Below are 22,591 nucleotides of genomic sequence, written 5' to 3'. Positions count from 1 at the left end.
GGCATATCCGGCGCCGCGGGATCTCCGCGGCGCCGGCCACTCGATATCCCTTGAAGTCAAACTGCCTCGGGAGGGCCGATGGACGGTGCGGTTCCGCTCTTCCGGATGGAAGGCATATCCAAGCGCTATGGTGGTGTGCGGGCGCTGGAAAAGGCCGAGCTTTCGGTCGCGTCCGGTAGCATCCACGCCATTCTCGGCGAAAACGGCGCCGGCAAATCGACGCTGATCAAGGTCATGGCGGGCGTCGTCGCGCCCGACGAAGGCCGCATGATGCTGAACGGCGGCGAGGTGACGTTCGCTTCGCCTGCTGCTGCAAACAAGTCCGGCATCGTCTGCATCTTCCAGGAGCTGTCGCTGGTTCCCGAACTCAGCGTTGCCGACAACATCGTCATCTCCGATCCGCCGAAGCGTTTCGGCATGATCGACCGCAAGGCGCAGCGCCGCATTGCCGAGGATGCGCTGGCACGCGCAGGTGCGGCCGATATCCATCCATTGGCGCTGGTCAAGGATCTTCCGCTTTCAAGAAGACAGATGGTCGAGATTGCCAAGGCATTGGCCAGGAAGCCGCGCATCCTGATCCTCGACGAGGCGACCTCGGCGCTGACCGCGACGGACGTCGCCAGGATATTCAGCGTGCTCAAGCGGTTGCGCTCGGAAGGGTTGGCGCTGCTTTACATTTCGCACCGCATGAACGAGATCGCCGAGCTTGCCGACCACTGCACGGTGTTTCGCAACGGCCGCAATGTCGCCAGCTACAAGGCAGGCACAAAGAGCGACAACGAAGTCGTCGAACTGATGATCGGGCGCGAATACAGCCATATTTTCCCGCCCAAACCCGCGCGCACCGCAGCCGCCGCCGTTCCTGTGCTGGAGGCGCGCAAGCTGTCCTGGACGGACCGGCTGGACAATGTCTCGCTGACGGTCGGGGCAGGCGAGGTCGTCGGCCTTGGCGGCCTGGACGGCCAGGGCCAGCGCGAATTGCTGCTTGCCTTTTTCGGTGTGCTGCGCGGCCTCGGCGGCCAGATCCTTATCGACGGCAAGCCTGTTTCGATCGCCAGCCCCCAAGCGGCGCGCGACGACCGCATCGGCATGGCGCTGATCCCGGAGGACCGCAAGACCGAAGGCCTGATGCTGCCGATGACGGTGCGCGAGAACCTCTCCTTTGCCGCCCTAGACCGGCTGTCCAAGGCCGGCATCATCGACCGCGCCGCCGAACAGCGGCTGATCGACGACATGGTCGGGCTGCTGGCGATCAAGACGGCCGGCCTCGACATTCCGGTCGGTGCGCTGTCGGGGGGCAACCAGCAGAAGGTGGTCATCGCCAAATGGCTGATGCGCCAGCCGCGTATCATCCTGCTCAACGATCCGACGCGCGGCATCGACGTCGGCACCAAGCAGGAACTCTATCAACTGATGCGCAAGCTGGCGGATGCGGGGGCGGCGATCCTGTTCTATTCGACCGACTATGACGAACTGATCGGCTGCTGCGACCGCGTGCTGGTGCTCTATGACGGCGCGGTCAAGCGCGAGCTGGTCGGGGCCGAGATCACCGAGCGGGCGCTCATTGCAAGCGCGCTCAACATCCACGGCGATGACGGCGCGAGAGACGATGCCGGCGCAAGACAGGGAGCGGACGCGTGAAAGAGTGGCGCTACTGGCTGGCCGAGCAGCGCGGAACACTGATGGCACTCGGCATATTCATTGTCATGTTCGTCATCTACACCTCGAACCATCCGGCGGGCTTCACCGCCAATGTCGTGCAGACGGCGTCCAACAAGGGCGTGCTGCTCGCCTTCGTCGCCATGGCGCAGACACTGGTCGTGATCACCGCCGGCATCGACCTCTCCGTCGGCATGATCTTCACGCTGACCAATTGCCTCGCCTCCTGGCTAGTCATCGGCACCGGCCTCGAGACCGCTTTCGGCGTCATCGCCGTGCTCGGCACCGGGTTCCTGTGCGGGGCGATCAACGGCGCCATCGTCATCTACGGCCGCCTGCAGCCGATCGTCGCCACGATCGCCACGGGTGCGGTCTATTTCGGCATCGCGCTGCTGCTGAGGCCGTTTCCCGGCGGTTCGGTCAACGAAGGTCTCGCCGACGCGCTGACCGGACGCCTGTTGGGCGTGGTGCCGGCGAGCCTGGTCGTGCTGCTCGCCGTCGTGCTCGTGGTCTGGGTACCGTTCAGCCGCTCGGTGCTCGGGCGCGCGGCCTATGCGGCCGGATCCTCGGAGACGGCGGCCTACATGTCCGGTGTGCCGATAAGGCGCGGCAAGTTCGCTGCCTACGCGCTCGCAGGCCTGTTGGCCGCGATCGGCGGACTGTTCCTGACCTTCTTCACCTATACCGGCGATGCAGCCTATGTCAGTGGCAACGCCTATACGCTGTTTTCGATTGCCGCGGTGGTGCTGGGCGGCGTCTCGCTGTTCGGCGGCAAAGGCAGCGCCATCGGCGCCATCTTCGGCGCGCTGGCCTTCCGCACCATCGGCGACCTGTTGTTCGTGTTCGATTTCGACCCGCTATGGCAGCCACTGTTCCAGGGCGTTATCCTGCTGGTTGCGGTCAGCCTCGGCGCCTTCGCACTGTTTCGGGTCCGCAACCGGCTGGAGTGGTTCCTGTGAGCGAAACGACGTTGGGCGGCATAGCCGGCCGCATGCCGAAATTCATCCGCCGCGCCGATCCGGCGGTGCTGACGGCCTTCGCCTGCATCGTGCTGTTGCTGTTCCTAGGCAGCCTCTATTCCAGGAGCTTTCTGTCGCCTGAATATCTCTTGCAGCAGCTCAAGGTGGCCTCGTTCCTCGGCGTCATCGCCACAGGCATGATGCTGGTCATCCTGCTAGGCCAGATCGACCTGTCGGTGCCGTGGGCGGTGGCGGCGGGCGCGATGATGGCGTGTGCGGCTGCGGCCTATGGCCCGATCGGTGTGGCGCTGGCCATCCCGTTCGGCATCTTCTGCGGGGTGCTGATCGGCATCGTCAACGGCTTTGGCGTCGCCTATCTGCGCATACCCTCGATGATCATCACGCTCGCAACCAACGCTGTCGCTCAGGGGCTCATGGTCGTTTATACCGGCGGCTACTCGCCACAGGATTCGGCCACCGGCGCCATGCGCTATCTTGCGACAGGTTTTACCATTCCAGGCGTGCCTAACGCCGTCATCATCTGGGCCCTGATTGGTGCCGCGATGGTGTTCGTGCTGTCCCGCACCAGCTTCGGCCGCACCGTCTACGGCATCGGCAACCGCGAGCGTGCCGCCTATCTCTCCGGCATCGATACAAGGCGCGTGGTGATGATCGCCTTCGCTATCTCAGGCGGGCTGTCCGCCTTTGGCGGAGTGCTTCTCGCCGGCTATGCCTCCAAGGCGGCGCAATCGATGGGCGATGCCTATCTCCTGCCGTCGATCGCCGCCGTGGTTCTGGGCGGCACCTCCATCCTGGGTGGCCGCGGCTCCTATCTCGGCACCGTCGCCGGTGTCATTCTGATCACCCTCCTGCAGTCCATACTCTCGGTCATGCAGATGCCGGAGGCGGGGCGGCAGATCGTCTATGGCCTGGTCATCGTCGCCATGCTCCTGCTCTACGGCCGCGCGCCGGCAAGCCGCTGACCATGGACGAAAAGACCGCAAAGGCGCCAATGGGCGCTACCGGCTCAGTGCCTCGGGCCATTGTGGTGATGGGCGTCGCCGGCTGCGGAAAATCGGCTGTCGGCAAAGCATTGGCAGCAGAGGAAGGGGCCGTCTTTGTCGAAGGCGACAGGCTGCACCCACCCGAAAACGTCGCCCGCATGGCGAGCGGCGAGCCGCTCACAGATCAACTGCGTGAGGGCTGGCTCGATGCCATCGGCGAGCGGATCGCCGACCTGACCGGCAGCGGCCAAAGCGTGGTTGCCGCCTGCTCGGCGCTGAAGCGCAGCTACCGCGATCGTCTGCGTGGCTTCCGCCGGGATATCGATTTCATCTATCTGAAGATCGATCCCGCAACCGCCAAGCAGCGTGTCGCCAACCGCAAGGGCCATTTCATGCCGGCAAGCCTGGTCGAAAGCCAGTTCGCCATCCTTGAACCGCCTGGCGCCGACGAGCGGGCGCTGACGGCCGACGCCACACTTCCAGTGGCTGAAATCGTCACCGCCGTTGCCAGCCTGCTGGCCGGCGCAAAATCATGAACCACCCTCGTCGGGCAAGGCGGTTTCCGGCCGTTCGGTGAACCGGTCATGGCCTGACCAGACCATCATTTGCTCGGGATAGAGTTTCAGCGCCTCCAGCAAGCGGTCGCGCTTGAGCAATATGTACTCGGCCTGAAGCGCCATGTTCTTGGCGCCGCCGGCTCTGGTCGCGGGCTCGCCGGCCTCTGCCGGGGCCGGCACCAGTTCGGGACTTAGGACGGCGCGGTATTGGCGGAACGGATTGGTCTCGAAGGTCGACATGGAAAACAGCGCCGCCTTGCCTCTGGCAGCGAAATTCGTCGGCGCCGAAGCCAGGTGGGTCCAGCCGCTCTCGCCAAGGCCGACTTCGGTGAATGTCGAGCCGGCATGCACCGTGTTGGTCACCAACACCACGCCGTTGCTGCCAAGGATCTTCTGGATCCGGCCGGTGACCTGGTAGGCGTCGCTGCGGTCGAACATGATCCGGCTTTTCAGGAAACGGTTCTCGACCCGAACCATCGGCGGGTTCAGGAAGCGCAAGCCGAAGGTCGAATCGGATATGCCGTGAGCCCTGACGCTGAGCTGGTGTGTCTCGATGCCGGCTTCATGGAGAGCGCGTTTGCCGATGATGGTCTGGGTCGTGAACTGATCGCACCAGATGATAGCGCCGTGGCCGCGCTTCAGCGCCGCTTGCAGGCCTTCCAGGCCCTCCAGCCGGATATCAGGTGACCAGCGGCGACCGATGAGATGCGCGGCAAGCAGCAAACGCCGGCGGTGGTTGGCGCAGAGCAAGGCCCTGAACTGCCTTTGCGCATCGATGCCATTGCCGAGCACGGCGCGCGTCGCGGCGGCGTAGCGCACGAAATCCTTGCGGATATGGCGCTTGAGGCGCAGCCCCGATACGCGGCTGCAGATCGCGGCCCACCAATTGACCGGTAGCAATGCCGCGACCCCGAGATAAAAGGCGGCCAGCAGCAGCTCGCGGAGATCCCTGTTGTTGAAGGTGCGCAACTTGCCGGCGCGGACCTGCTTGCGGCTGAAGAAGCGGACATGCTCGGCGCGTTCGGGCACCAGGATGTCGGCGATGATTTCCGTATGATAAATGACGGCGGAAGATGGTGTCCGGTCGGCTTTCCGGGATTTTCCCAACCACGGCAGCCTCATCCGATCGGTGTCCACCTGTTCTTGCGTGCGTCCGGAAATCGCTTTACTGCGTCTGCCACGGGCGCGCAATCGGCGCCGGCAAGGCCATGGTGAACGCCATTCAGGGTTCGAACTTGAAACAGGCCCTATCGGTAGCACTTCCCCAACTGGCGCCCTGGCAGCCGGCTGCGGTGGCGCTGATGGCGCCGGACCGGCCATCCCTCAGCTTTGCCGGCCTCGTCAATCTTGTCGACAAGCTCTGCGGCGATCTCGCCAGGCGTGGCGTTGCCCGCGGCACGGCCGTCGGCATCGTCTTGCCCAACGGCCCGGAAATGGCGGCCTGTTTCCTGGCGGTCTCGGCGTTGGCGACGGCGGCGCCGCTCAATCCGGCTTACGGCGAAGACGAATTCCGCTTCTATCTCGGCGATCTCGATGTGAAGCTGCTGCTGTGCGGACAAGGCATGGGCGATGCCGCGCGCAACGCCGCAAAGGGGCACGGCATTGCGGTGCTCGACGTCGTCGTGACTGACGGCGCCAAGGCCGGCGAGTTTCTGCTGGCGGGCGACGCCGAGGTGGAGGCTGCCAGCGAGGCTCGCCTCGACGATATGCAGCTCAACGGGCCGGACGATTTCGCGCTGGTCCTGCACACGTCGGGAACCACGGCGCGACCGAAGATCGTCGGCTTGCGGCAGCGCAATCTGCAGGCATCAATGGCCAACATCGCCCGCACCTTGGCGCTTTCGGCAGACGATATCTGTCTCAACGTGATGCCGCTGTTCCACATTCACGGGCTGATGGCGGCGCTCAGCGCACAGCTGGCAGTCGGCGGCGCTGTTGTCTGCACGCCGGGCTTCAACCCGCTCAAATTCTACGGCTGGCTGGGCGACTTCAGGCCGAGCTGGTACAGCGCGGTGCCGACCATGCATCAGGCGATCCTGGCGCGCGCCGCCCGCAATGGCGAAACCATCGCGGCTGCGCGGCTGCGCTTCATCCGCTCGTCTTCGGCAGCGCTTCCCGACACCGTGTTCCGCGACCTCGAGCGCGTCTTCGGCTGTCCGGTGGTCGAGGCCTATGGCATGACCGAGGCGGCGCACCAGATGACATCCAATGGCTTGCCGCCGGCGCGCCGCAAGCCAGGCTCGGTCGGCCTGCCTGCGGGTCCGCAGGTGACGATCCTGGACGACAAGGGGACGATCCTTCCGGCGGGTGAAAAGGGCGAGATCGCGGTGCGCGGCGCCAACATCCATGATGGCTATCTCGACAATCCGGTGGCCAATGAAGCTGCCTTCAGCGATGGCTGGTTCCGCACCGGCGACCAGGGTCTGATCGACGAGGATGGCGATCTGAAGATCACCGGGCGGCTGAAGGAGATCATCAACCGCGGCGGCGAAAAGATCTCGCCGCTCGAGGTCGACAATGTGCTGCTCGATCATCCGCTGGTGGCGCAGGCGGTGACCTTCGCCGTGCCGCATGCCATGCTCGGCGAGGAGGTGGGTGCGGCTATCGTGCTGGCCGAGGGCGCCATCGCCGACGCCGATGAGATACGCGATTTCGCGCGCAGCCGCATTGTCGAGTTCAAGGTGCCGCGCCACATCTTGTTTCTTCAGGAGATACCCAAGGGTCCCACAGGCAAGATCCAGCGCGTCGGCCTGGCCGGCAAGCTCGGCCTGGTCTGAGGACTCTCATTTGAGCATGATCTTGTCCGAAAACCGGTTCCCACTTTTCGGGACCATGCTCTAATTTAGATCTGCGATGTCAGCTCGACCGGAAAATCATCATTGTCGGCGTCGCGCATGGCGGCGAGGCTGCGATTGTCCAGCACTTCGGCGATCGCCTGGCGCACTTCCAGCATCATGTGCCGGACTTGGCAGGTCGCCTCGTCGCAATCCTCGCAGCGCTGGTATTGCGTGCGGCTGGCGCAGGGTATGGGAGCGAGCGGGCCGTCCAGCACGCGCACGACGTGGCCGATCTTGATTTCGGAAGCCGGCCGGGCGAGGCGATAACCGCCTTCCTTGCCCTTGCGACTGAGGACGAAACCGGCATTGCGCAGCTCGCCCAGAATGGCATCCAGGAATTTCTTCGGGATGTTGTTGGCGATCGCGATGTCGTTGACGAATGCAAGCTGGCCGACCGGCAGGCCGGAAAGATGCACGAGGGCCTTGAGGCCGTATTTGCCTTTTTTGGTAAGCATGCCCGCTTCAGTTCATGAAAACCCCAACCACCCGCATCTGGCGGTTGTTTGTGTGCAAATCATGACGTTTCGCCTGAACAACCCGGTTTCGCGTAGAACAAGCCGCCCGGTTGAGACGTTAGGCACAAAGGCGTTCATTCTTTGTAACGTTTTTCGCCGATCGCGACAGACTCCGCATGAAAGCCGTTTGTCGGCGCGCGAAAACGAAAAAGCCGGCAAAGCGCCGGCTTTCTTGTGAGGTGAGGTCGAACGCTGCTGATATCAGCGGCTGCCATAGGTCTGGTCGAGCAGACCGCCGGCGGCGAAGTGCTCCTTCTGTACCTTGTCCCAGCCGCCAAAGACGTCTTCCACCGTCAGCAGGCGGACATCGGGGAAGTCGGCCTTGTATTTTGCCGAGACTTCAGCGTTGCGGGCGCGCAGGCCATTTTCAGCCGCGATGGTCTGGCCCTCGGGCGTGTAGAGGAAGTCGAGATAGGTCTTGGCGAGGTCACGGCTGCCGTGCTCGTCGGCGACCTTGTCGACGATCGCCACCGGGAATTCGGCGAGCAGGCTGACCGTTGGCGTGACCTGTTCGAACTTGTCGTTGCCATACTCCTTGCGGATGCCGCGCGTTTCCGACTCGAAGGTGATCAGCACGTCGCCGATCTCGCGCTGCACGAAGGTGGTGGTGGCGGCGCGCCCGCCGGTGTCGAAGATCGGCACGTTGTTGAACAGCTTGGTGACGAACTCCTTCACCTTGGCGTCGTCGCCCTTGAAGGCTTCCTTGGCGTAGGCGGTTGCGGCCAGATAGGTGTAGCGCGCATTGCCCGAGGTCTTGGGGTTGGGGAAGATCACCTGCACGTCGTCGCGCACGAGGTCGTTCCAGTCCTTGATGCGCTTGGGGTTGCCCGCGCGGACGAGAAAGGATGGGAGCGAATAGAAGGGCGAGGCGTTGTCGGGGAAATCCTTCTGCCAGTCGGCGGAGACGAGGCCTTTCTTGACCAGAAAGTCGATGTCGGTGACCTGGTTGAAGGTGACGACATCGGCGCCGAGGCCTTCGGCAATGGCGCGCGCCTGCGCCGAGGTGCCGGCATGCGACTGGTCGACGGTGACGCCCGGATGGCCGGCGACGAAAGCCTTGTTCACCTGGGCGAACAATTCGCGGCCGACATCATAGGAAGCGTTGAGCAATTTGTCGGCCGACCAGGCCGGCGAAGAGGCGAGGACCAGGCCGGTGGCGACGCTTAGCAAAAAACGCTTCATGAAAACAGGCTCCGATGTGCAATGCGTTGCCAGAACATAGCCGGGCCGGAGGGTGTACTGCGAGGCACACGGGGCAGACGTATGGCGTTGCAGCGAAAAACAAATCGCTGAAGCAGGTTATCGGCGAAAATTCATTCCAGGCGAAATGCCGGTGCGTTGGGGTTTTCTGTGGTTTGCAATTCGAAGCCGAATGGCATATACAAATGGCATATACAAGTGGAACAGACAGGGGAGGCTGCCATGCCGCAGCACCGTCACTCGATACCACCGCCCAGGGAGGCGAAGTTGTTTCGCAACAACCGCAGTCAGGCGGTTCGCATCCCTGTCGAATTCGAGCTGCCTGGCGAGAAGGTCCTGATCAGCCGCGATGGCGACCGGCTGATCATCGAGCCGGTCCGCAAACCCGGCCTCGTCGCGCTCCTTGCCCAATGGGCGAAAGAGCCGCCGCTTGGTCCTGAAGACGACTTTCCCGAGATTCATGATGCGCCCGTGGGGCCCGAGGACATCTTCTGATGCGGTTCATGCTGGACACGAACATCATCAGCGACATGATCCGAAATCCGGCCGGCAAAGCCGCCAGTACGGCGGTTCGCGCGGGAGACGGTGCCCTGTGCACCAGCATCGTTGTCGCCTCGGAGCTGCGTTATGGCTGCGCCCGCAAGGGATCGGCCAAGCTGCTCGCCAAGGTCGAGCAATTGCTCGCCGAGTTACCTGTGCTGCCGCTCGATGTGCCGATGGATAACGAATACGGAGCACTTCGTGCCGAGCTGGAGGCCAGAGGCCAGCCAATCGGCCACAATGATCTTTTCATTGCTGCCCATGCCTGTGTGTTGGGGACGACACTGGTGACGGCCAACACCGCTGAGTTCCGTCGGATCAAGGGCCTGACGCTCGAGAACTGGCTGGAGTAGCGCCGGATCGATGTCTATGCCGCCGGGAAAAGCTTCCAGCGCCTTGGCCTGAACGCCACCCGGCTCTTCTGCGCCGCAGGATGGTCCACAGGCAGTTCGATCTCGACGCGCTGGCGCTCGCCGCCGATTTCCAGTTCGACGCGTCTTGTGCCGGCGACGCGGCGGCTGGCGGCGACCGTGCCGGCGATGCAGCCGCTGCAGCCGTCGAGCAGTTCGATATCGTGCGGGCGGAAATACAGCGTCGCATCGCCCTCGGGTGCGTGCGGCGCCGACACGCCGATCGGACGGTCGGCGAGCCAGATTTCGCCATTCTCAACCTTGACCGGCAGCATGCTCGATTCGCCGATGAAGGAGTAGACGAAGGGCGAGTTCGGCGTGTCGTAGATCTCGTCGGCGGAGCCGACCTGCTCGATGCGGCCCTGGCTCATCACCACGACGCGGTCGGCAAGCTCGAGCGCCTCTTCCTGGTCGTGGGTGACGAAGACGGTGGTGTGGCCGGTACGGTCATGGATCTCGCGCAGCCAGCGGCGGAGTTCCCGGCGCACCTGCGCATCGAGCGCGCCGAACGGCTCGTCGAGCAACAGCACCTTGGGCTCGATGGCCATGGCCCGGGCGAGCGCCACGCGCTGGCGCTGGCCACCGGAAAGTTGCGCCGGATAGCGCTTTTCCAGGCCGGAAAGCTGAACGAGATCGAGCAGTTCGGAGGCGCGTCGGCGGATTTCGGCCGCCGGTGGTCGCGACGGTCCATGCCGCACCTTGAGGCCGAAGCCGATATTGTCGGCGACCGTCATGTGCCGGAAGAGCGCATAGTGCTGGAAGACGAAGCCGACATTGCGCTCCTGGATCGAGCGGTGCGAGGCGTCCTCGTCGCCGAAGAAGATCTTTCCGCGCGTCGGCCGCTCCAGGCCGGCGATAAGCCTCAGCAGCGTCGTCTTGCCGGAGCCGGATGGCCCAAGCAGCGCGATCAGCTCACCCGACTTGATGTCAAGCGATACGTCATGGAGGGCCGGAAACCGGTCAAACTCCTTGCGTACGTTGGCAACGCGAACTTCCATGTAGATCCCTCAGTAATTTGGTGCATGTCGTTGTCCCAAAACCGGTTCCCAGTCTTGGGCGATATGCATTTAGTCAGTGCCCGCGCGTCGCGGCGATCTCGGCGCCGTAGCGCATCTCGAGAAGTGTTTTCAAGACCAGCGTGACCAGCGCCAGGCCGGCAAGCAGCGAAGCGACGGCAAAAGCGCCGACGGCGTTGTACTCGTTGTAGAGGATTTCGACATGCAACGGCATGGTGTTGGTCAGCCCGCGTATGTGGCCCGACACGACCGAGACCGCGCCGAATTCGCCCATCGAGCGGGCGTTGCACAGAAGCACGCCGTAGAGCAATCCCCATTTGACGTTGGGCAGCGTCACGTACCAGAAGGTCTGCCAGCCATTGGCGCCCAGAGAGAGCGCGGCTTCCTCGTCGCCGTTGCCCTGTTCCTGCATCAGCGGGATCAGTTCGCGGGCAACGAAGGGGAAGGTGACGAAGATGGTCGCGAGCACGATGCCGGGCACGGCGAACAAGATCTGGATGCCGTGCGCCTTCAGCCATTCACCGAACAGTCCCTGAGCGCCAAACAAAAGCACATAGACCAGGCCGGAAATGACCGGCGAGACCGAGAAGGGCAGGTCGATCAGCGTGGTTAGAAAAGCCTTGCCCTTGAACTCGAACTTGGCGATCGCCCAGGCAGCCGAAATGCCGAAGACGACGTTGAGCGGAACGGCGATCACCGCCACCAGCAGCGTCAGCCGGATCGCCGAGCGCGTATCGGGATTGGAGAGCGATTCCGTGTAGGCGCCAATGCCTTTCGCCAGCGCCTCGTGGAAGACGATGATCAGCGGCAGCAGCAGGAAGATGGCGAGGAAGGCGAAGGCCACCGCCATCAGCAGCAGCCGCACCGGCCGGCTTTCGGTCACCGCCGCCGACCGGCTCTCGTGATGCGGTTCGTAGGATTTGATCTCGGGGTCAGCCATAGCGCTTGCGACTCCATGACTGCGCCAGGTTGATGACCAGCAGCATCACGAACGACAGCAAAAGCATGATCGCCGCGATCGCGGTGGCCGCCGGATAATTGTACTCCTCGAGCCGGATGACGATCAGAAGCGGTGCGATCTCCGACTTGTAGGGAAGGTTGCCGGCGATGAAGATGACCGAGCCGTATTCGCCGACGCCGCGCGCGAAGGCGAGTGAGAAGCCGGTGATGATGGCCGGCGCCAGGCCGGGAAACAGGATGCGGGTGATGATCTGGAAGCGGTTGGCGCCGAGCGTCGCGGCGGCCTCCTCCACTTCCTTGTCGATCTCCTCCATGATCGGCTGCACCGTGCGCACGACAAACGGCAGGCCGATGAAGACAAGCGCCACGACGATGCCGAGCGGCGTGTAGGCGACCTTGATGCCGAGCGGCGCCAGGAGATGGCCGATCCAGCCATTGGGCGCATAAAGAGTGGTCAGCGCAATGCCGGCTACTGCCGTCGGCAGCGCGAAGGGCAGGTCGACCATGGCGTCGACGACGCGGCGGCCGGGGAAACGGTAGCGCACCAACACCCAGGCGACGAGCGTGCCGAAGACGACGTTGACGGCGGCTGCCATGAAGGCTGTGCCGAAGCTGATTTCGAGTGCGTTGATGGTCCGGCGGTCAGTGACGATCGCCCAGAAATCGGTCCAGCCGAGGGCTGCCGAGCGCCAGATCAGGCCCGACAGGGGAATGAGGATGATGAGCGTGAGGTAGGCAAGCGAGAAGCCGAGCGTCAATCCGAAACCCGGAATGACACTCGGCTGTCTGAATCGCCACCCCGCCTTGGCGGGTGCTATGGTCATGTCGTCCTGATCTAAATCCTACTGGGCCGGCTTGTAGATCTGGTCGAATATACCACCGTCGCCGAAATGATAAGGCTGTGCCTTCTTCCAGCCGCCAAAAAGCGGATCGTCGATGGAGATCAGCTTGATTTCGGGCGTCTTCGGAATGTCAGCCGCATCCACCAACTCGGGCTTGGCCGGACGATAGTGGTTCTTGGCGATGATCGTCTGGGCTTCCTTGGAATAGAGCCAGCCGAGATAGGCTTCGGCGACCTTGCGGGTGCCCTTGGCATCGACATTGGCGTCGACGATCGCCACCGGCGGCTCGGCCAGGATCGAGGTCGGGGGATAGACGATCTCGAAATTGTCGGCTCCGAATTCATTGAGCGCCAGATAGGCGTCGTTTTCCCAGCCGATCAGCACGTCGCCGATGCCCTTTTGCGCGAAGGTGACCGTCGAGCCGCGCGCACCGGTGTCGAGCACCGGAGCATTGGCGTAGAGCTTGCCGACGAATTCCTTGTTCTTGGCTTCGTCGCCGCCATCATTGGCGTTGGCATAGGCCCAGGCGGCAAGGTAGTTCCAGCGCGCACCGCCGGAGGTCTTGGGGTTCGGCGTGATCACCTGGACGCCGTCCTTGACCAGATCGCTCCAGTCGTGGATGCCCTTCGGGTTGCCTTTGCGGACCAGGAAGATGATGGTCGAGGTGTACGGCGCTGAATTGTTCTCGAATTTCTTGCGCCAGTCCGGATTGATCTTCTTCGATTTGGTGACGATGGCGTTGATGTCGCCCTCAAGCGCCAGCGTGACCACATCGGCATCGAGGCCGTCGATCACGGCGCGGGCCTGGGCGCCCGATCCGCCATGCGATTGCTGGATCGTGACCGTCTCGCCGGTCTCGGCCTTCCAGTGTGCGACGAAGGCTTCGTCATAGGCCTTGTAGAGTTCGCGTGTCGGGTCGTAGGACACGTTCAGAATGGTCGTATCGGCAAACGCGAAACCGAGCGTGCCGAACTGGATCGATGTGGCGACCAGTGCGCCGAGCAGTTTCTTGAAATGAGGTTTGGTCATTCCCGCCTCCGTTGATGACGGCTGAACTCTATCGAATTGATAGAAATTAGATGCATTCAACGTTGCCTTTTTTGTCCGCTCGAAGGAAATTTTCGCCGATATTGGGTCTCGGAAGGAAATATTTTCCTCATATTGGTCTAACCCAAATCCGGCCGGTTTGACGCTATCTAGGAGCTGACACCGCAGAAGCAAGGCCGAGCGAGGGAAGGCTCGGTGTAGCACCGGGCGGTTCAGCCCGCAGTGATAGGAAAATCGAAGCGCAGCTTTGGAAACGGCTCATCCCGGAGCGTGTAGTGCCACCACTCGCGCGCATAATTCTTGAAGCCGCTGGCGCGCATGGCGTCGAGCAGCCTTTTGCGGTTTGCCGCCGCTTCTGCCGCCAATGGGCGATGTGCGGTTTCGCTTGCCGGGTCGAAACAGTCGAAGCTGGTGCCGAAATCGAGCGTGCCGGCGCCGGGCGCGCCGCAAGCGGCGGATGACTTGTTCTTGCCGTCGCTGCGGGCGATGGCGACATCGACGGTCGAGCCGCGCGAATGGGTGGACAATTCGCCGATATAGCCCTTGGCGATGAGGTCGCCGCGCTGCACCTGAGGGTACCATTGCGGATCGGGCGGGCCGCCCTCTCTGGTCCATTTGCCCATGTCGGCAACGGCGCGGGCCGGGCGGTAGCAGTCGAAGACGACCAGCGTCAGGCCATCGGCGGCGAGCGCTTTCTGCACACCGGACAGCGCTTGCGCAGCTTGCTTCGTGAGGATGCAGATTGGGGCGTCGTAGCCATCGGCCTTGCGATGCAGGAAATTTTCCAGGCCGGCATAGCGGATGTCCTGGCGGATCGAGGGATCGACATCGGCCAGGCGGACGAAGCCGGCGGGCACGGGATCGGCGTCGGCGGGGGAGCAAGTCGAAACGAACATGGATACGGCTAAGGCCAATCCTCGATGCAAGCGCTTCGGCACACCCCCCTCTGGCCTGCCGGCCATCTCCCCCGCAAGGGGGGAGATCAGATGTTGCTGCGGCTTTCGCCAATTTTCAACGTTGCTGAATGAGCGCGGCGCCGAAGCTGCCAATCTCCCTTGCGGGGGAGATGGCCGGCAGGCCAGAGGGGGGTGCCTCGCGCCGGGTTTCAGGCGAAGAAGCCCAATCCCCTGAATCGCTTGGCGCCATCTATTCAACGAACACCTTCACGCTTGCCGCGCGTCCCACGGCGTCGATGACGGTGAGCGTCGAATAGCCGGCGCCGTCGGGCAGCCAGGTCGCGGTGCGGCGGCGGTCGATGCCGACGAGCGGCTTGCCGTTGGCCAGCCAGCGGAACGGCGCGCGGCCGCCTTGCAGTTTCAGCACCAGCGGCGAGGCCTCGGCGGAATTGGTGGCGAGATCGACGCGGGCGCCGTTGGGCGGGAAAATGATCGTCGGCGCCGGTTCAGTCGGGCCTGCCTGCACCAGTCCGTCGGCGCCGGCCCCGAAGCGCGCCAGGGTCACCGGCAGGTCTTCGCGCCTGGCCTTGACGACGCCGGCCGGCTGGCTGGGCAACGGTGCCGCTGCAAGGCTGGAGCGGACGAAGCCCTCGAACAGGATGGGGGCGGCCGAGACATAGCCGGACAGGCCGGGCACGGCGCCGGCATCGGCGCGGCCGACCCAGACGCCCAGCACGTAGCGGCCGTCGAAGCCGACCGACCAGGCGTCGCGGTAGCCGTAGGACGTGCCGGTCTTGTAGGCGATGCCGCGCTGCAAGGCGCCCTCGGGCGGCTTCACGCCCGACAACATGTCGGTGATCTGCCAGTTCGCCTGGGCGTCGAGGATGGTGGCGGTGGTGCGCTCGGCATTGGCCGGCTCGGTGCCGTCATGCAGCGTGTTTGCCTTGCCGCCATTGGCGAGGCCGGTATAGAGCTGGACGAGATCGCGCAGCGTTACGCCGACGCCTCCGAGGCCGATGGCGAGGCCCGGCGCCTCGTTGACCGGTAGCACGGGGCTGACGCCGGCCTGGCGGAAGCGCGCCATCAGCCGTGCCGGGCCGACCGAGTCGAGCACGCGGATCGCCGGAACGTTGAGCGACAGCTGCAGCGCCTGGCGGATCGAGACATCCCCCTGATAGCCCATGTCGAAATTCTTTGGCCGGTAGCCGCCGAAATCGACCGGACTGTCCTCGATCAGCATTTCCTGCGCCACCAGCCCTTGCTCGAAGGCGAGGCCATAGATGAACGGCTTCAGCGTCGAACCGGGCGAACGCACGATCCTGGTCATGTCGATCCAGCCGGAGCGGCTGGCATCGAAGAAATCGGCCGAGCCGACTTCGCCAAGAATGTCGCCGGTGCGTGCGTCCGCCATCACCATGGCGACTGACAGGCGCGGGCCAAGCTTGATCGCGGCATCGCGCGCCACCTGTTCCAGCCCTTGCTGGACGCTTTTGCGGATCGTAAGCTGCAGTGGCTTGCCGGGCACGGCCTTGGGCAGCATGGCGTAGGCGGCGTGCGGCGCCAGCGCCGGCAATTTGCGGCGCAGGCCCGAGACATCGTCGAGGGCGGCGCGCGCGGCCTCGCGCTCGCCAAGCAGGCCAGCCGAAACCATGCGGGTCAGCACGCGGTCACGGGCGGCATGCGCAATGGTGAGATTGCGGTCGGGCCGGCGCTTTTCCGGCAATTGCGGCAGCGCCACCAAGAGGGCTGCTTCCGAAACCGTCAGCCGCTTCGGCTCCTTGCCGAAATAGGCAAGCGAGGCGGCGCGCACGCCTTCGAGATTGCCGCCATAGGGCGCCAAGGTCAGGTAGCGTTCGAGGATCTCCTGCTTAGACAGCCGCCGCTCGATCTGGATGGCACGCAGCATCTGCTTGATCTTCGAGCCGAGGCTGCGGTTTTCGCGTGGCTCGATCAGCCGGGCAAGCTGCATCGACAGGGTCGAGCCGCCGGAGACGATATGGCCGCTGGTGGCGAACTGGCCGGCGGCGCGCGCCAGCGCCAGCACATCGACGCCATCATGGTCCCAGAAGCGCTTGTCTTCATAGGTGACCAGCATGTCGACGAACTGCTTGTCGACCTGGTCGAGATCAGTGTCGAGCCGCCAGTAACCGTCCGGCGTGGCGAAGGCGCGCAACAGCTGGCCGTCGCGGTCCTGGACCTCGGTGGAGACGGTGAGCCTTCCGGGCAGCGGCGGCGGAAAAGCGCGGTCGAGTTCCCAGAGAGAAGCGGCAGCGATCGCCGCAAAGCCGACGAGGGAGGCGGCGGCGATGCCTGTTCGACGGAGAAATTTTCTGGAGAGCATGGTGGTGCCCTTCATCCGCCTGCCGGCTCCTTCTCTCCGCATAGCGGGGAGAAGGAGATGGTAGCGGACATCGGCGTGTTCATCTTCGTCAAGGCGCCTTACGGCGCCTTGATCTCCATCATGCCGGTGGCGGTGCGGGCCGAATATTGCGGCCGGTACATGTCCTCCACCGTGGCTGCCGGATGGGCATAGGTGCCCGGCGTTACCGCACGCACGACGTAGGCCAGCATGATGTTGCGGTCGCCATCGCCGTCATTGGGATTGAATGCCGCGACGAAACGGTCGTCGCGGAATTCGAGATGGGCTGCGTCCGTTTGCGCCAGCCAGGTGAAGTTCGACAATTGGGCGCTGGAGACAAGGCCCGGATTGTCGATCTCGAAGCCGGCCGGCAACAGGTCGGTGATCAGCAGGCGCGAAGGCCAGCGGTTCTGCTCGTAAACCTTGAGCACGACCACGTAGCGTTCGTTCTGCGTCGCCTCGGTGACGTTGGCTTCGGTGCCATCGAGCTTGTAGTAGGTGCGGTCGATGGTGAAGCCGTCGCCGCCGGCCGGCAAGGGCTCTACCGGCGAGGCGACCGTGGTGACGACCGCCTGCAGCGGCGTGGCGCCGGTGTTGGCGATGGTCAGCGGGCTGTCGGCAATGTCGGTGCCGCTGAGGTGGTTGGAATATCCACCTGCATGCGGCGCGCCGTTGACCGACAGCGTGATAGAGTTGTTGCCCGACTTCAGCGCGCGGGCCGCCAGAAGCATCCAGGACTCGTCCTGCGTGCTGGTCCAGCGGGCATCGGCGCGTTCCCTTGCCACCAGCCGGATCAGCTCCGGCACGATGGTCGGCACCGGCTTCGATTCGGCGGCGAGCGCCAGGATCGCGGCGCCATCACGCAGCCGCGAGCCATAGTCGGACCGGTAGTAGTCGTATTCGGTGGTCGACTTGGCCAGCTGCAGCGCCGTCTGGAAGGTTGCTTCCGAACGCTGCGCGTCGCCGTAGAGCGCCAGGCTAGCCGCCAACTGGGCGACGGCCATCGGGCTCGAGAAGGCTTCGAGCTTGGTGTCGGCGTAGTAGCGCAGATCGCCGACCGAGGCCTTCTTGTTGCGGGCCAGAACATAGAGCGCGTAGGCGATTTCGCTGCCGCGATCCTGGACGTCCTGGTCGTAACCGACCGAGTTTTGCAGATTGCTCAGCGCCTGGCTCATCGCCAGCGCCGGCACGTCGTAGTTCTGCTCGCGCGCCCGGGTCAGGAAGTCGGTGACGTAAGAGTCAAGCCACAGATCGCCGGAGCCCGGACCCCACAGGCCGAAGCTGCCGGCCGAAGCCTGGTAGCTCAGCACCTTGTAGATGGCGGCCTGCACGCGGCCGTGCAGTTCGGGATCGCTTTGCATGCCAACGCCGGACGCCAGATCGTTGACGTAGAGAAGCGGCATGGCGCGGCTGGTGGTCTGCTCGGCGCAACCATAGGGGTAGCGGTCGAGCGTCATCAGCAGCGACGGCACGTCGAAGGCGGCAGCCTGCGAAACGCCGACACTGATCGAGGCGCCGTCGAGCAGGCTTGCCGCGAGCAGCTCCTTGTCGACGCGCAGCGAGCCGCCATTGCCCTTGAGGTCGACGACCAGACGGGTGGTGACCGGCAATTGCGCCGGACGCACCGGAACATACAGCGTCTGCTCGACGGCGGTGCCGTCGCCATGGGCGAGCTTGATGGTGATCGAGGCATTGCCCGCCGTATGTGCAATCAGCGGCACGGTCAGCGTCTGGCGCTTGCCCTTGGCCAGCGTCAGCTTTTCGGGCAAGGGCTTGTCGCCGGTCGAGAGGTCGCCGGTCGTGGCGATCGACAGGGCATAGTCGCCCTCCGGACCGTCGGTGTCGGCGACGTCGAGCCGCATGATAGCTGCATCTCCAGGCGCCAGGAAGCGGGGCAGGCCGGCAGTGATCACCACCGGATCGCGCACGATGACATCGGTCGTGGCATGGCCGACGGCCTCCTTGGTCCAGGCGACGGCCATGACGCGCACGGTGCCGTTGAACTGCGGGATGTCGAAGTCGATCCTTGCCTTGCCGTCGGCGTCGAGCTGGACCGGGCCGGAGAAGAAGGCGACCAGCTTTTCGGTCGGCGGACTGCCTTGCGGCTGCATCGAGGCGCCGTCGCCGCCGGTCCTGAGCTTGCCGGTGGTGCCGAGCGAGCCGTCGATGAGACGGCCATAGATGTCGCGGACTTCGAGCCCGAGCATGCGCTGGCCGAAATACCAGCCCTCCGGATCCGGCGCCTTGTAGTTGGTGAGGTTCAAAATGCCGACATCGACGGCAGCGACCGTGACATAGGCATTGCTGCCCGGCGCTACGCCGGCGACCGAAACCGGGATCGACAGCTGCTGGCGCGGCATCGTCTTGTCCGGCGGCGTCAGGGTGACGGCGAGCTTTTTCGAGCCTGGGTCGACCGTCAGCCATTTTACGCCGATGGCGCGCGCCGGCATGCGGGTTTCCTGCGCATCGCCGGGCCGGAACAGGGTTGCGGTGATGTAGGCGCCGGCGCCCCAGTCGTCACCGACCGGGATCTCGACCGTGCTGCCGCCGGCCGGCACGGTTGCCGTGACGGTCTTGAGCAGCTTGTCGGCGCCGATGGTGACCAGCAGTTCGCCGGCAAAATGCGGCGACACTTTCAGCTTGGCCACGTCGCCGACGGCATAGCTGTCCTTGTCGAGAGCGATCTCGAGCCCGTCAGGCGTTTCGGTGGAGGTCGAGGAGACATACCAGCCGGCGTCGAACTCATAGCTGGTCGCCGGGCCCTCGGGATCGGCAGTCTCGATCTCGAGCCGGTACTGGCCCCAGTCGACCGGCATCGTCACGGTCGCCTCGGCATCGGCGCTGAGATCGACCTGGCCGTTGGCGATCGACTTGGTGAAGGTGACCGGTTCGTAGTTCCACGAGTTGTTGTTGCGGTACCACTGGTAATTGCGTTCGACCTTGACCAGCGACCACTGCGCGCCCTTCAGCGTCTCGCGCTTGCCGTCGGGGTCGACCGCGATGAGGCTGAACTTGGCGGTGCCGCCCTGCGGCACCTCATTGTCGGCGAAATCCGGACGAATGCCGATCATGTGGCCTTGCGGGCGGATGCCGATGTTGAGCGAGCGTTCGATGGCGCGGCCGCCGGTTTCACGCATGCGAACCGTGACCTTGGCGTCGACCAGCTTGGTGGTCGCGGGCAATTGGTCGACCGTGACCGGGAAGGTCGCCTTGCCGTCGTCGCCGACCACCGGCAGACCGGTGAACGGGGTGACCGAAGGCTCGGCCGACTGCTCGTCAGCAAGGCCGAACGAATAGCCGGCGAAACGGTCCCAGTCGCGCGCCGTCGACAGCGTCAGCTCGCCTTCGAGCGCGAGGCCGGCGGCCGGCGCGCCATAGAGGAAGCGGCCGTCAATGTCGATGTTGGCGGTTTCGCCCTGTGCGATCTCCTGCTTGTCGGACTTCATGTCGAACTCGATGCGATCCGGCACGAAGTCTTCGACCAGGAACATCTGGCTGGAAACGGCCGCCTGCTTGGGATCGGTATAGATCGACACCGTCCAGGTGCCGCGCATGGCGTTGGCTTCCAGCGGCAGGTCGACGGCATAGCCGCCGGCCGAGACGCCATCGGCAACGATGCGGCGGTTCTCGACGCCGTCGGGACGGGTGAAGATGAAGGTCAGCGGCAGGTTTTCCACCGCTTTGGAGGCGACGTCGCGGGCAAGGGCTGCGACATGCACATCCTCGCCGGCGCGGTAGATGCCGCGTTCGGTCCAGGCATAGACATCGAGCGCGCCCGGTGCGGCGCGTCCGGCGACGCCGCGATCGGACAGATCGAAGCCGGCGCGGCCCATGTCGAGGAAGACGAAATCGTTGTCGCCCTGCTTGGCCATCAGAACGGCCGGCACCATGCCGCCGTCGCCGCGCGTCAGGCCGGGGTTGAAGACAGCATGGCCTTCGGCGTCCGACGTGGCTGTGCCGAGGATTTCATTGTTCCTGGCCAGCAGCGTCAGTTCGGCGCCGGCGATCGGCTTGGCGGTTCCGAGCGAGCGGGCAAAGACATTGAGGCCATCCTGGCCGGTATAGGACGACAGGCCGATGTCGGAGACGACGAACCACTGCGTGGCAAGCGAATTGTAATTGTCCTCGTCATTTTCATTTACCGCTTGCGCGGTCAGCACGTAGACGCCGGGCTTGCGCTGCGGCAAGGCTTCGTCGACCGGGAACGAAGTCGTGACGTCCTTGTTGAGGTCGTTGGCGATATCGAGCTGCCCCTGCCAGACCGGCTCACCCATCTGGTCGGAAATGCTGGAGATATCATAGCCGTCGAGCTGCTTCAGGAACTGATAGCCGGACAGAAGCTGCGCGAGCGAACGATCGCCGATACGGTAGAGCTTCATCTGCGCGGTGTTCATGTTGACGGTGACGATGGGGATGCCACGGCGGGCGCCGGCGGGCAGCACGAAGCTGTCGCCGGTGAAGCGGGCGGACGGCGCGCGATCCTGCACATAGATCGACAGCACGACCGGAGCGGCGGTGACCTCGCCAATGGCGGCCGGCAGGCCGGCGCGGAAGGTCACTTCGTAATGCTGGCCGTGTTCCAGGCCTTCGACGCAGATCTGCTTGTCCTTGGCCTCGACGCCCTTGGGCGGCTGGTTGTCGACGGTGACGAACTGGGCGTAGTCGACGCCGGTCTTGACCAGCTCCTCGGAAAACTGCGCGCAAATGCGCGGCGCGCTGGTGTCGGCGTCGATCGAGTGATCGATGACGCGGAAGCCCTTGCGGGCCTTGAGATCCTCATATTCGGCCTTGACCGCCGGCGAACTGACCAGCGCGAGGCTGGCTTCATAAGCCTGCAGGGCTGGACGGTAGAGATCGCGGCGGTCGAGGCCGGCGCCGAGCAGCGCCAGCACTTCGGCGCGGGTCTTGGTGGTGCGCAGCAACTTGTAGGCGTTGATGGCGGCGGAGGTGCCTTTGACCGGCAGATTGTAGGATTCGGAGGTGCCGCTGGCCGGCTGTATGGCAAGCGTTTCACGCGCCAGACCGAGCCAAAGCTGGCCGTCGTCAGGCAGGACCGAGACCGTGGCCTCGTATTTGTTCATGGCCTGGCCATGGTCGCCGGTCAGTGCAGCCTGTTCGGCGGCGGCGCGGAGTGATTCCAGCCCGTCGGTCGGCTTGTCATAGGCCGGATCGGTCAGCTTGTTGCGGTATTGCTGGGCCTGGTCGGCCATCCAGTTGGGGAAGAAGGCGAGTTCCGGCGGGGCGCCGATATCGGGGTCGCCATCGACATTGACGACCTTGCCCGCGACCGCGCCGCTGAAGGGTTTCAACTGGTTATAGTCGGACTTTAGGAAGCACCATTTGGCCCTGTTGTTGTAAGTAAAGGCGCGGCAAGCGGGGTCGCCGAGGCATGTCGTCTTGCACTGATCGAGGCTGACATTCTGGTCCGATCTGAGATCGAAGCCGAAATAGTCGGAATTATTTGAGGTCACCACCCGGCGGGCTTCGGCCGCTTGCGCTACAGACCCCCAGGCGAAAATGAGAAGAATCAAGATCGACAGACCACGAGCCGCCGCGCGCATTGCCATAACACCCTCCAGACACTGCTACGTCCGCGGCATGTTCAAGCTTCAGTCAAGCTTGTCAACACGAGGACGGGCAGGTTTCCGCCCGCCAACGGTTCCCAAACCGGCCAATGACCGGTATGCCGATAGTTCATCCAGGGGAAAGGGATCACGCTTTCTTGCGAAAACGCAGAAGGTGTGAATTCCAAGCCCTACCTATTTCAGACAATTGGATTGTGGCCCCTTT

General features: G+C 64.1%; 17 protein-coding genes. 7 read left to right on the top strand and 10 right to left on the bottom strand.

Features of this window, described 5'->3' with window-relative positions; genetic code table 11:
* Nucleotides 1–78 precede the first annotated feature (78 nt).
* From NKI05_RS19440 to NKI05_RS19425, 4 genes are read left to right on the top strand one after another with little or no spacing between them, the layout of a single operon-like run.
* Nucleotides 79–1,641, top strand: coding sequence for a sugar ABC transporter ATP-binding protein (locus tag NKI05_RS19440; RefSeq protein ID WP_023815609.1), 1,563 nt, complete (start codon nt 79–81; stop codon nt 1,639–1,641).
* Entirely contained in the window at nt 1,638–2,618 is a 981-nt protein-coding gene (locus tag NKI05_RS19435; RefSeq protein WP_023815608.1) for an ABC transporter permease, read from the top strand. Before NKI05_RS19440 ends, NKI05_RS19435 begins: the two co-directional genes overlap by 4 nt.
* On the top strand, nt 2,615–3,601 hold the full coding sequence (locus NKI05_RS19430) for an ABC transporter permease (protein WP_023673071.1): 987 nt from the start codon (nt 2,615–2,617) through the stop codon (nt 3,599–3,601). The genes NKI05_RS19435 and NKI05_RS19430 overlap by 4 nt, the downstream gene beginning before the upstream one ends.
* 2 nt (nt 3,602–3,603) lie before the next feature.
* Complete coding sequence (locus NKI05_RS19425; protein WP_023673072.1) at nt 3,604–4,158, top strand: gluconokinase; 555 nt, start codon at nt 3,604–3,606, stop codon at nt 4,156–4,158.
* On the opposite strand, the gene NKI05_RS19420 is transcribed toward NKI05_RS19425, so the two are convergent.
* A complete protein-coding gene (locus NKI05_RS19420; protein ID WP_023815607.1) occupies nt 4,153–5,301 on the bottom strand; it encodes a lysophospholipid acyltransferase family protein in 1,149 nt (382 codons plus the stop codon). The two genes, NKI05_RS19425 and NKI05_RS19420, sit on opposite strands and share 6 nt — an antisense overlap.
* Before the next feature lie 113 nt (nt 5,302–5,414).
* Between NKI05_RS19420 and NKI05_RS19415 the strand changes: the two genes are divergently transcribed.
* Nucleotides 5,415–6,956, top strand: coding sequence for an acyl--CoA ligase (locus NKI05_RS19415; RefSeq protein WP_502898763.1), 1,542 nt, complete (start codon nt 5,415–5,417; stop codon nt 6,954–6,956).
* 65 nt (nt 6,957–7,021) lie between these two features.
* Here the strand turns inward: NKI05_RS19415 and NKI05_RS19410 are convergent, their stop codons facing one another.
* Both NKI05_RS19410 and NKI05_RS19405 read right to left on the bottom strand, forming a co-directional pair.
* Nucleotides 7,022–7,471 carry an RrF2 family transcriptional regulator gene (locus NKI05_RS19410; protein ID WP_023673075.1) on the bottom strand — a complete coding sequence of 150 codons (450 nt, stop codon included), beginning with the start codon at nt 7,469–7,471 and terminating at the stop codon, nt 7,022–7,024.
* Nucleotides 7,472–7,732: 261 nt separating this feature from the next.
* Nucleotides 7,733–8,713, bottom strand: coding sequence for a sulfate ABC transporter substrate-binding protein (locus NKI05_RS19405; RefSeq protein WP_023752963.1), 981 nt, complete (start codon nt 8,711–8,713; stop codon nt 7,733–7,735).
* Between the two features lie 240 nt (nt 8,714–8,953).
* Here NKI05_RS19405 and NKI05_RS19400 point away from each other — a divergent pair, with 240 nt between their 5' ends.
* Both NKI05_RS19400 and NKI05_RS19395 read left to right on the top strand, forming a co-directional pair.
* On the top strand, nt 8,954–9,226 hold the full coding sequence (locus tag NKI05_RS19400) for an AbrB/MazE/SpoVT family DNA-binding domain-containing protein (RefSeq protein ID WP_023687970.1): 273 nt from the start codon (nt 8,954–8,956) through the stop codon (nt 9,224–9,226).
* Nucleotides 9,226–9,624 carry a type II toxin-antitoxin system VapC family toxin gene (locus NKI05_RS19395; protein WP_023725412.1) on the top strand — a complete coding sequence of 133 codons (399 nt, stop codon included), beginning with the start codon at nt 9,226–9,228 and terminating at the stop codon, nt 9,622–9,624. The genes NKI05_RS19400 and NKI05_RS19395 overlap by 1 nt, the downstream gene beginning before the upstream one ends.
* A 14-nt stretch (nt 9,625–9,638) precedes the next feature.
* Here NKI05_RS19395 and NKI05_RS19390 read toward each other — a convergent pair whose 3' ends face one another.
* The 7 genes from NKI05_RS19390 to NKI05_RS19360 all read right to left on the bottom strand — a co-directional run bounded on the left by NKI05_RS19390 (nt 9,639) and on the right by NKI05_RS19360 (nt 22,368).
* Nucleotides 9,639–10,679, bottom strand: a complete 1,041-nt coding sequence (locus NKI05_RS19390; protein ID WP_023673079.1) for a sulfate/molybdate ABC transporter ATP-binding protein — start codon at nt 10,677–10,679, stop codon at nt 9,639–9,641.
* A 73-nt stretch (nt 10,680–10,752) separates the two neighbouring features.
* Nucleotides 10,753–11,637, bottom strand: coding sequence for a sulfate ABC transporter permease subunit CysW (cysW, locus tag NKI05_RS19385; protein ID WP_023690809.1), 885 nt, complete (start codon nt 11,635–11,637; stop codon nt 10,753–10,755).
* The gene (gene cysT / locus NKI05_RS19380; RefSeq protein ID WP_023815605.1) at nt 11,630–12,481 is read right to left on the bottom strand and encodes a sulfate ABC transporter permease subunit CysT; all 852 of its coding nucleotides are present in this window, start codon (nt 12,479–12,481) and stop codon (nt 11,630–11,632) included. Before cysT ends, cysW begins: the two co-directional genes overlap by 8 nt.
* An 18-nt stretch (nt 12,482–12,499) precedes the next feature.
* Nucleotides 12,500–13,528, bottom strand: coding sequence for a sulfate ABC transporter substrate-binding protein (locus NKI05_RS19375; RefSeq protein WP_023673082.1), 1,029 nt, complete (start codon nt 13,526–13,528; stop codon nt 12,500–12,502).
* Between the two features lie 230 nt (nt 13,529–13,758).
* On the bottom strand, nt 13,759–14,442 hold the full coding sequence (locus NKI05_RS19370; protein ID WP_023815604.1) for a M15 family metallopeptidase: 684 nt from the start codon (nt 14,440–14,442) through the stop codon (nt 13,759–13,761).
* Between the two features lie 250 nt (nt 14,443–14,692).
* Nucleotides 14,693–16,798 carry a penicillin-binding protein 1C gene (gene pbpC, locus NKI05_RS19365; protein ID WP_031205453.1) on the bottom strand — a complete coding sequence of 702 codons (2,106 nt, stop codon included), beginning with the start codon at nt 16,796–16,798 and terminating at the stop codon, nt 14,693–14,695.
* 83 nt (nt 16,799–16,881) lie between these two features.
* Nucleotides 16,882–22,368, bottom strand: a complete 5,487-nt coding sequence (locus NKI05_RS19360) for an alpha-2-macroglobulin family protein (protein ID WP_352792933.1) — start codon at nt 22,366–22,368, stop codon at nt 16,882–16,884.
* Nucleotides 22,369–22,591 lie beyond the last annotated feature (223 nt).

Origin of the sequence: Mesorhizobium sp. M0771 (genome assembly GCF_040320155.1) — a bacterium.
Classification (GTDB): domain Bacteria; phylum Pseudomonadota; class Alphaproteobacteria; order Rhizobiales; family Rhizobiaceae; genus Mesorhizobium.
The sequence above is the reverse complement of the archived record's forward strand: the minus strand, read 5'-3'. Positions and strand labels throughout refer to the sequence as shown.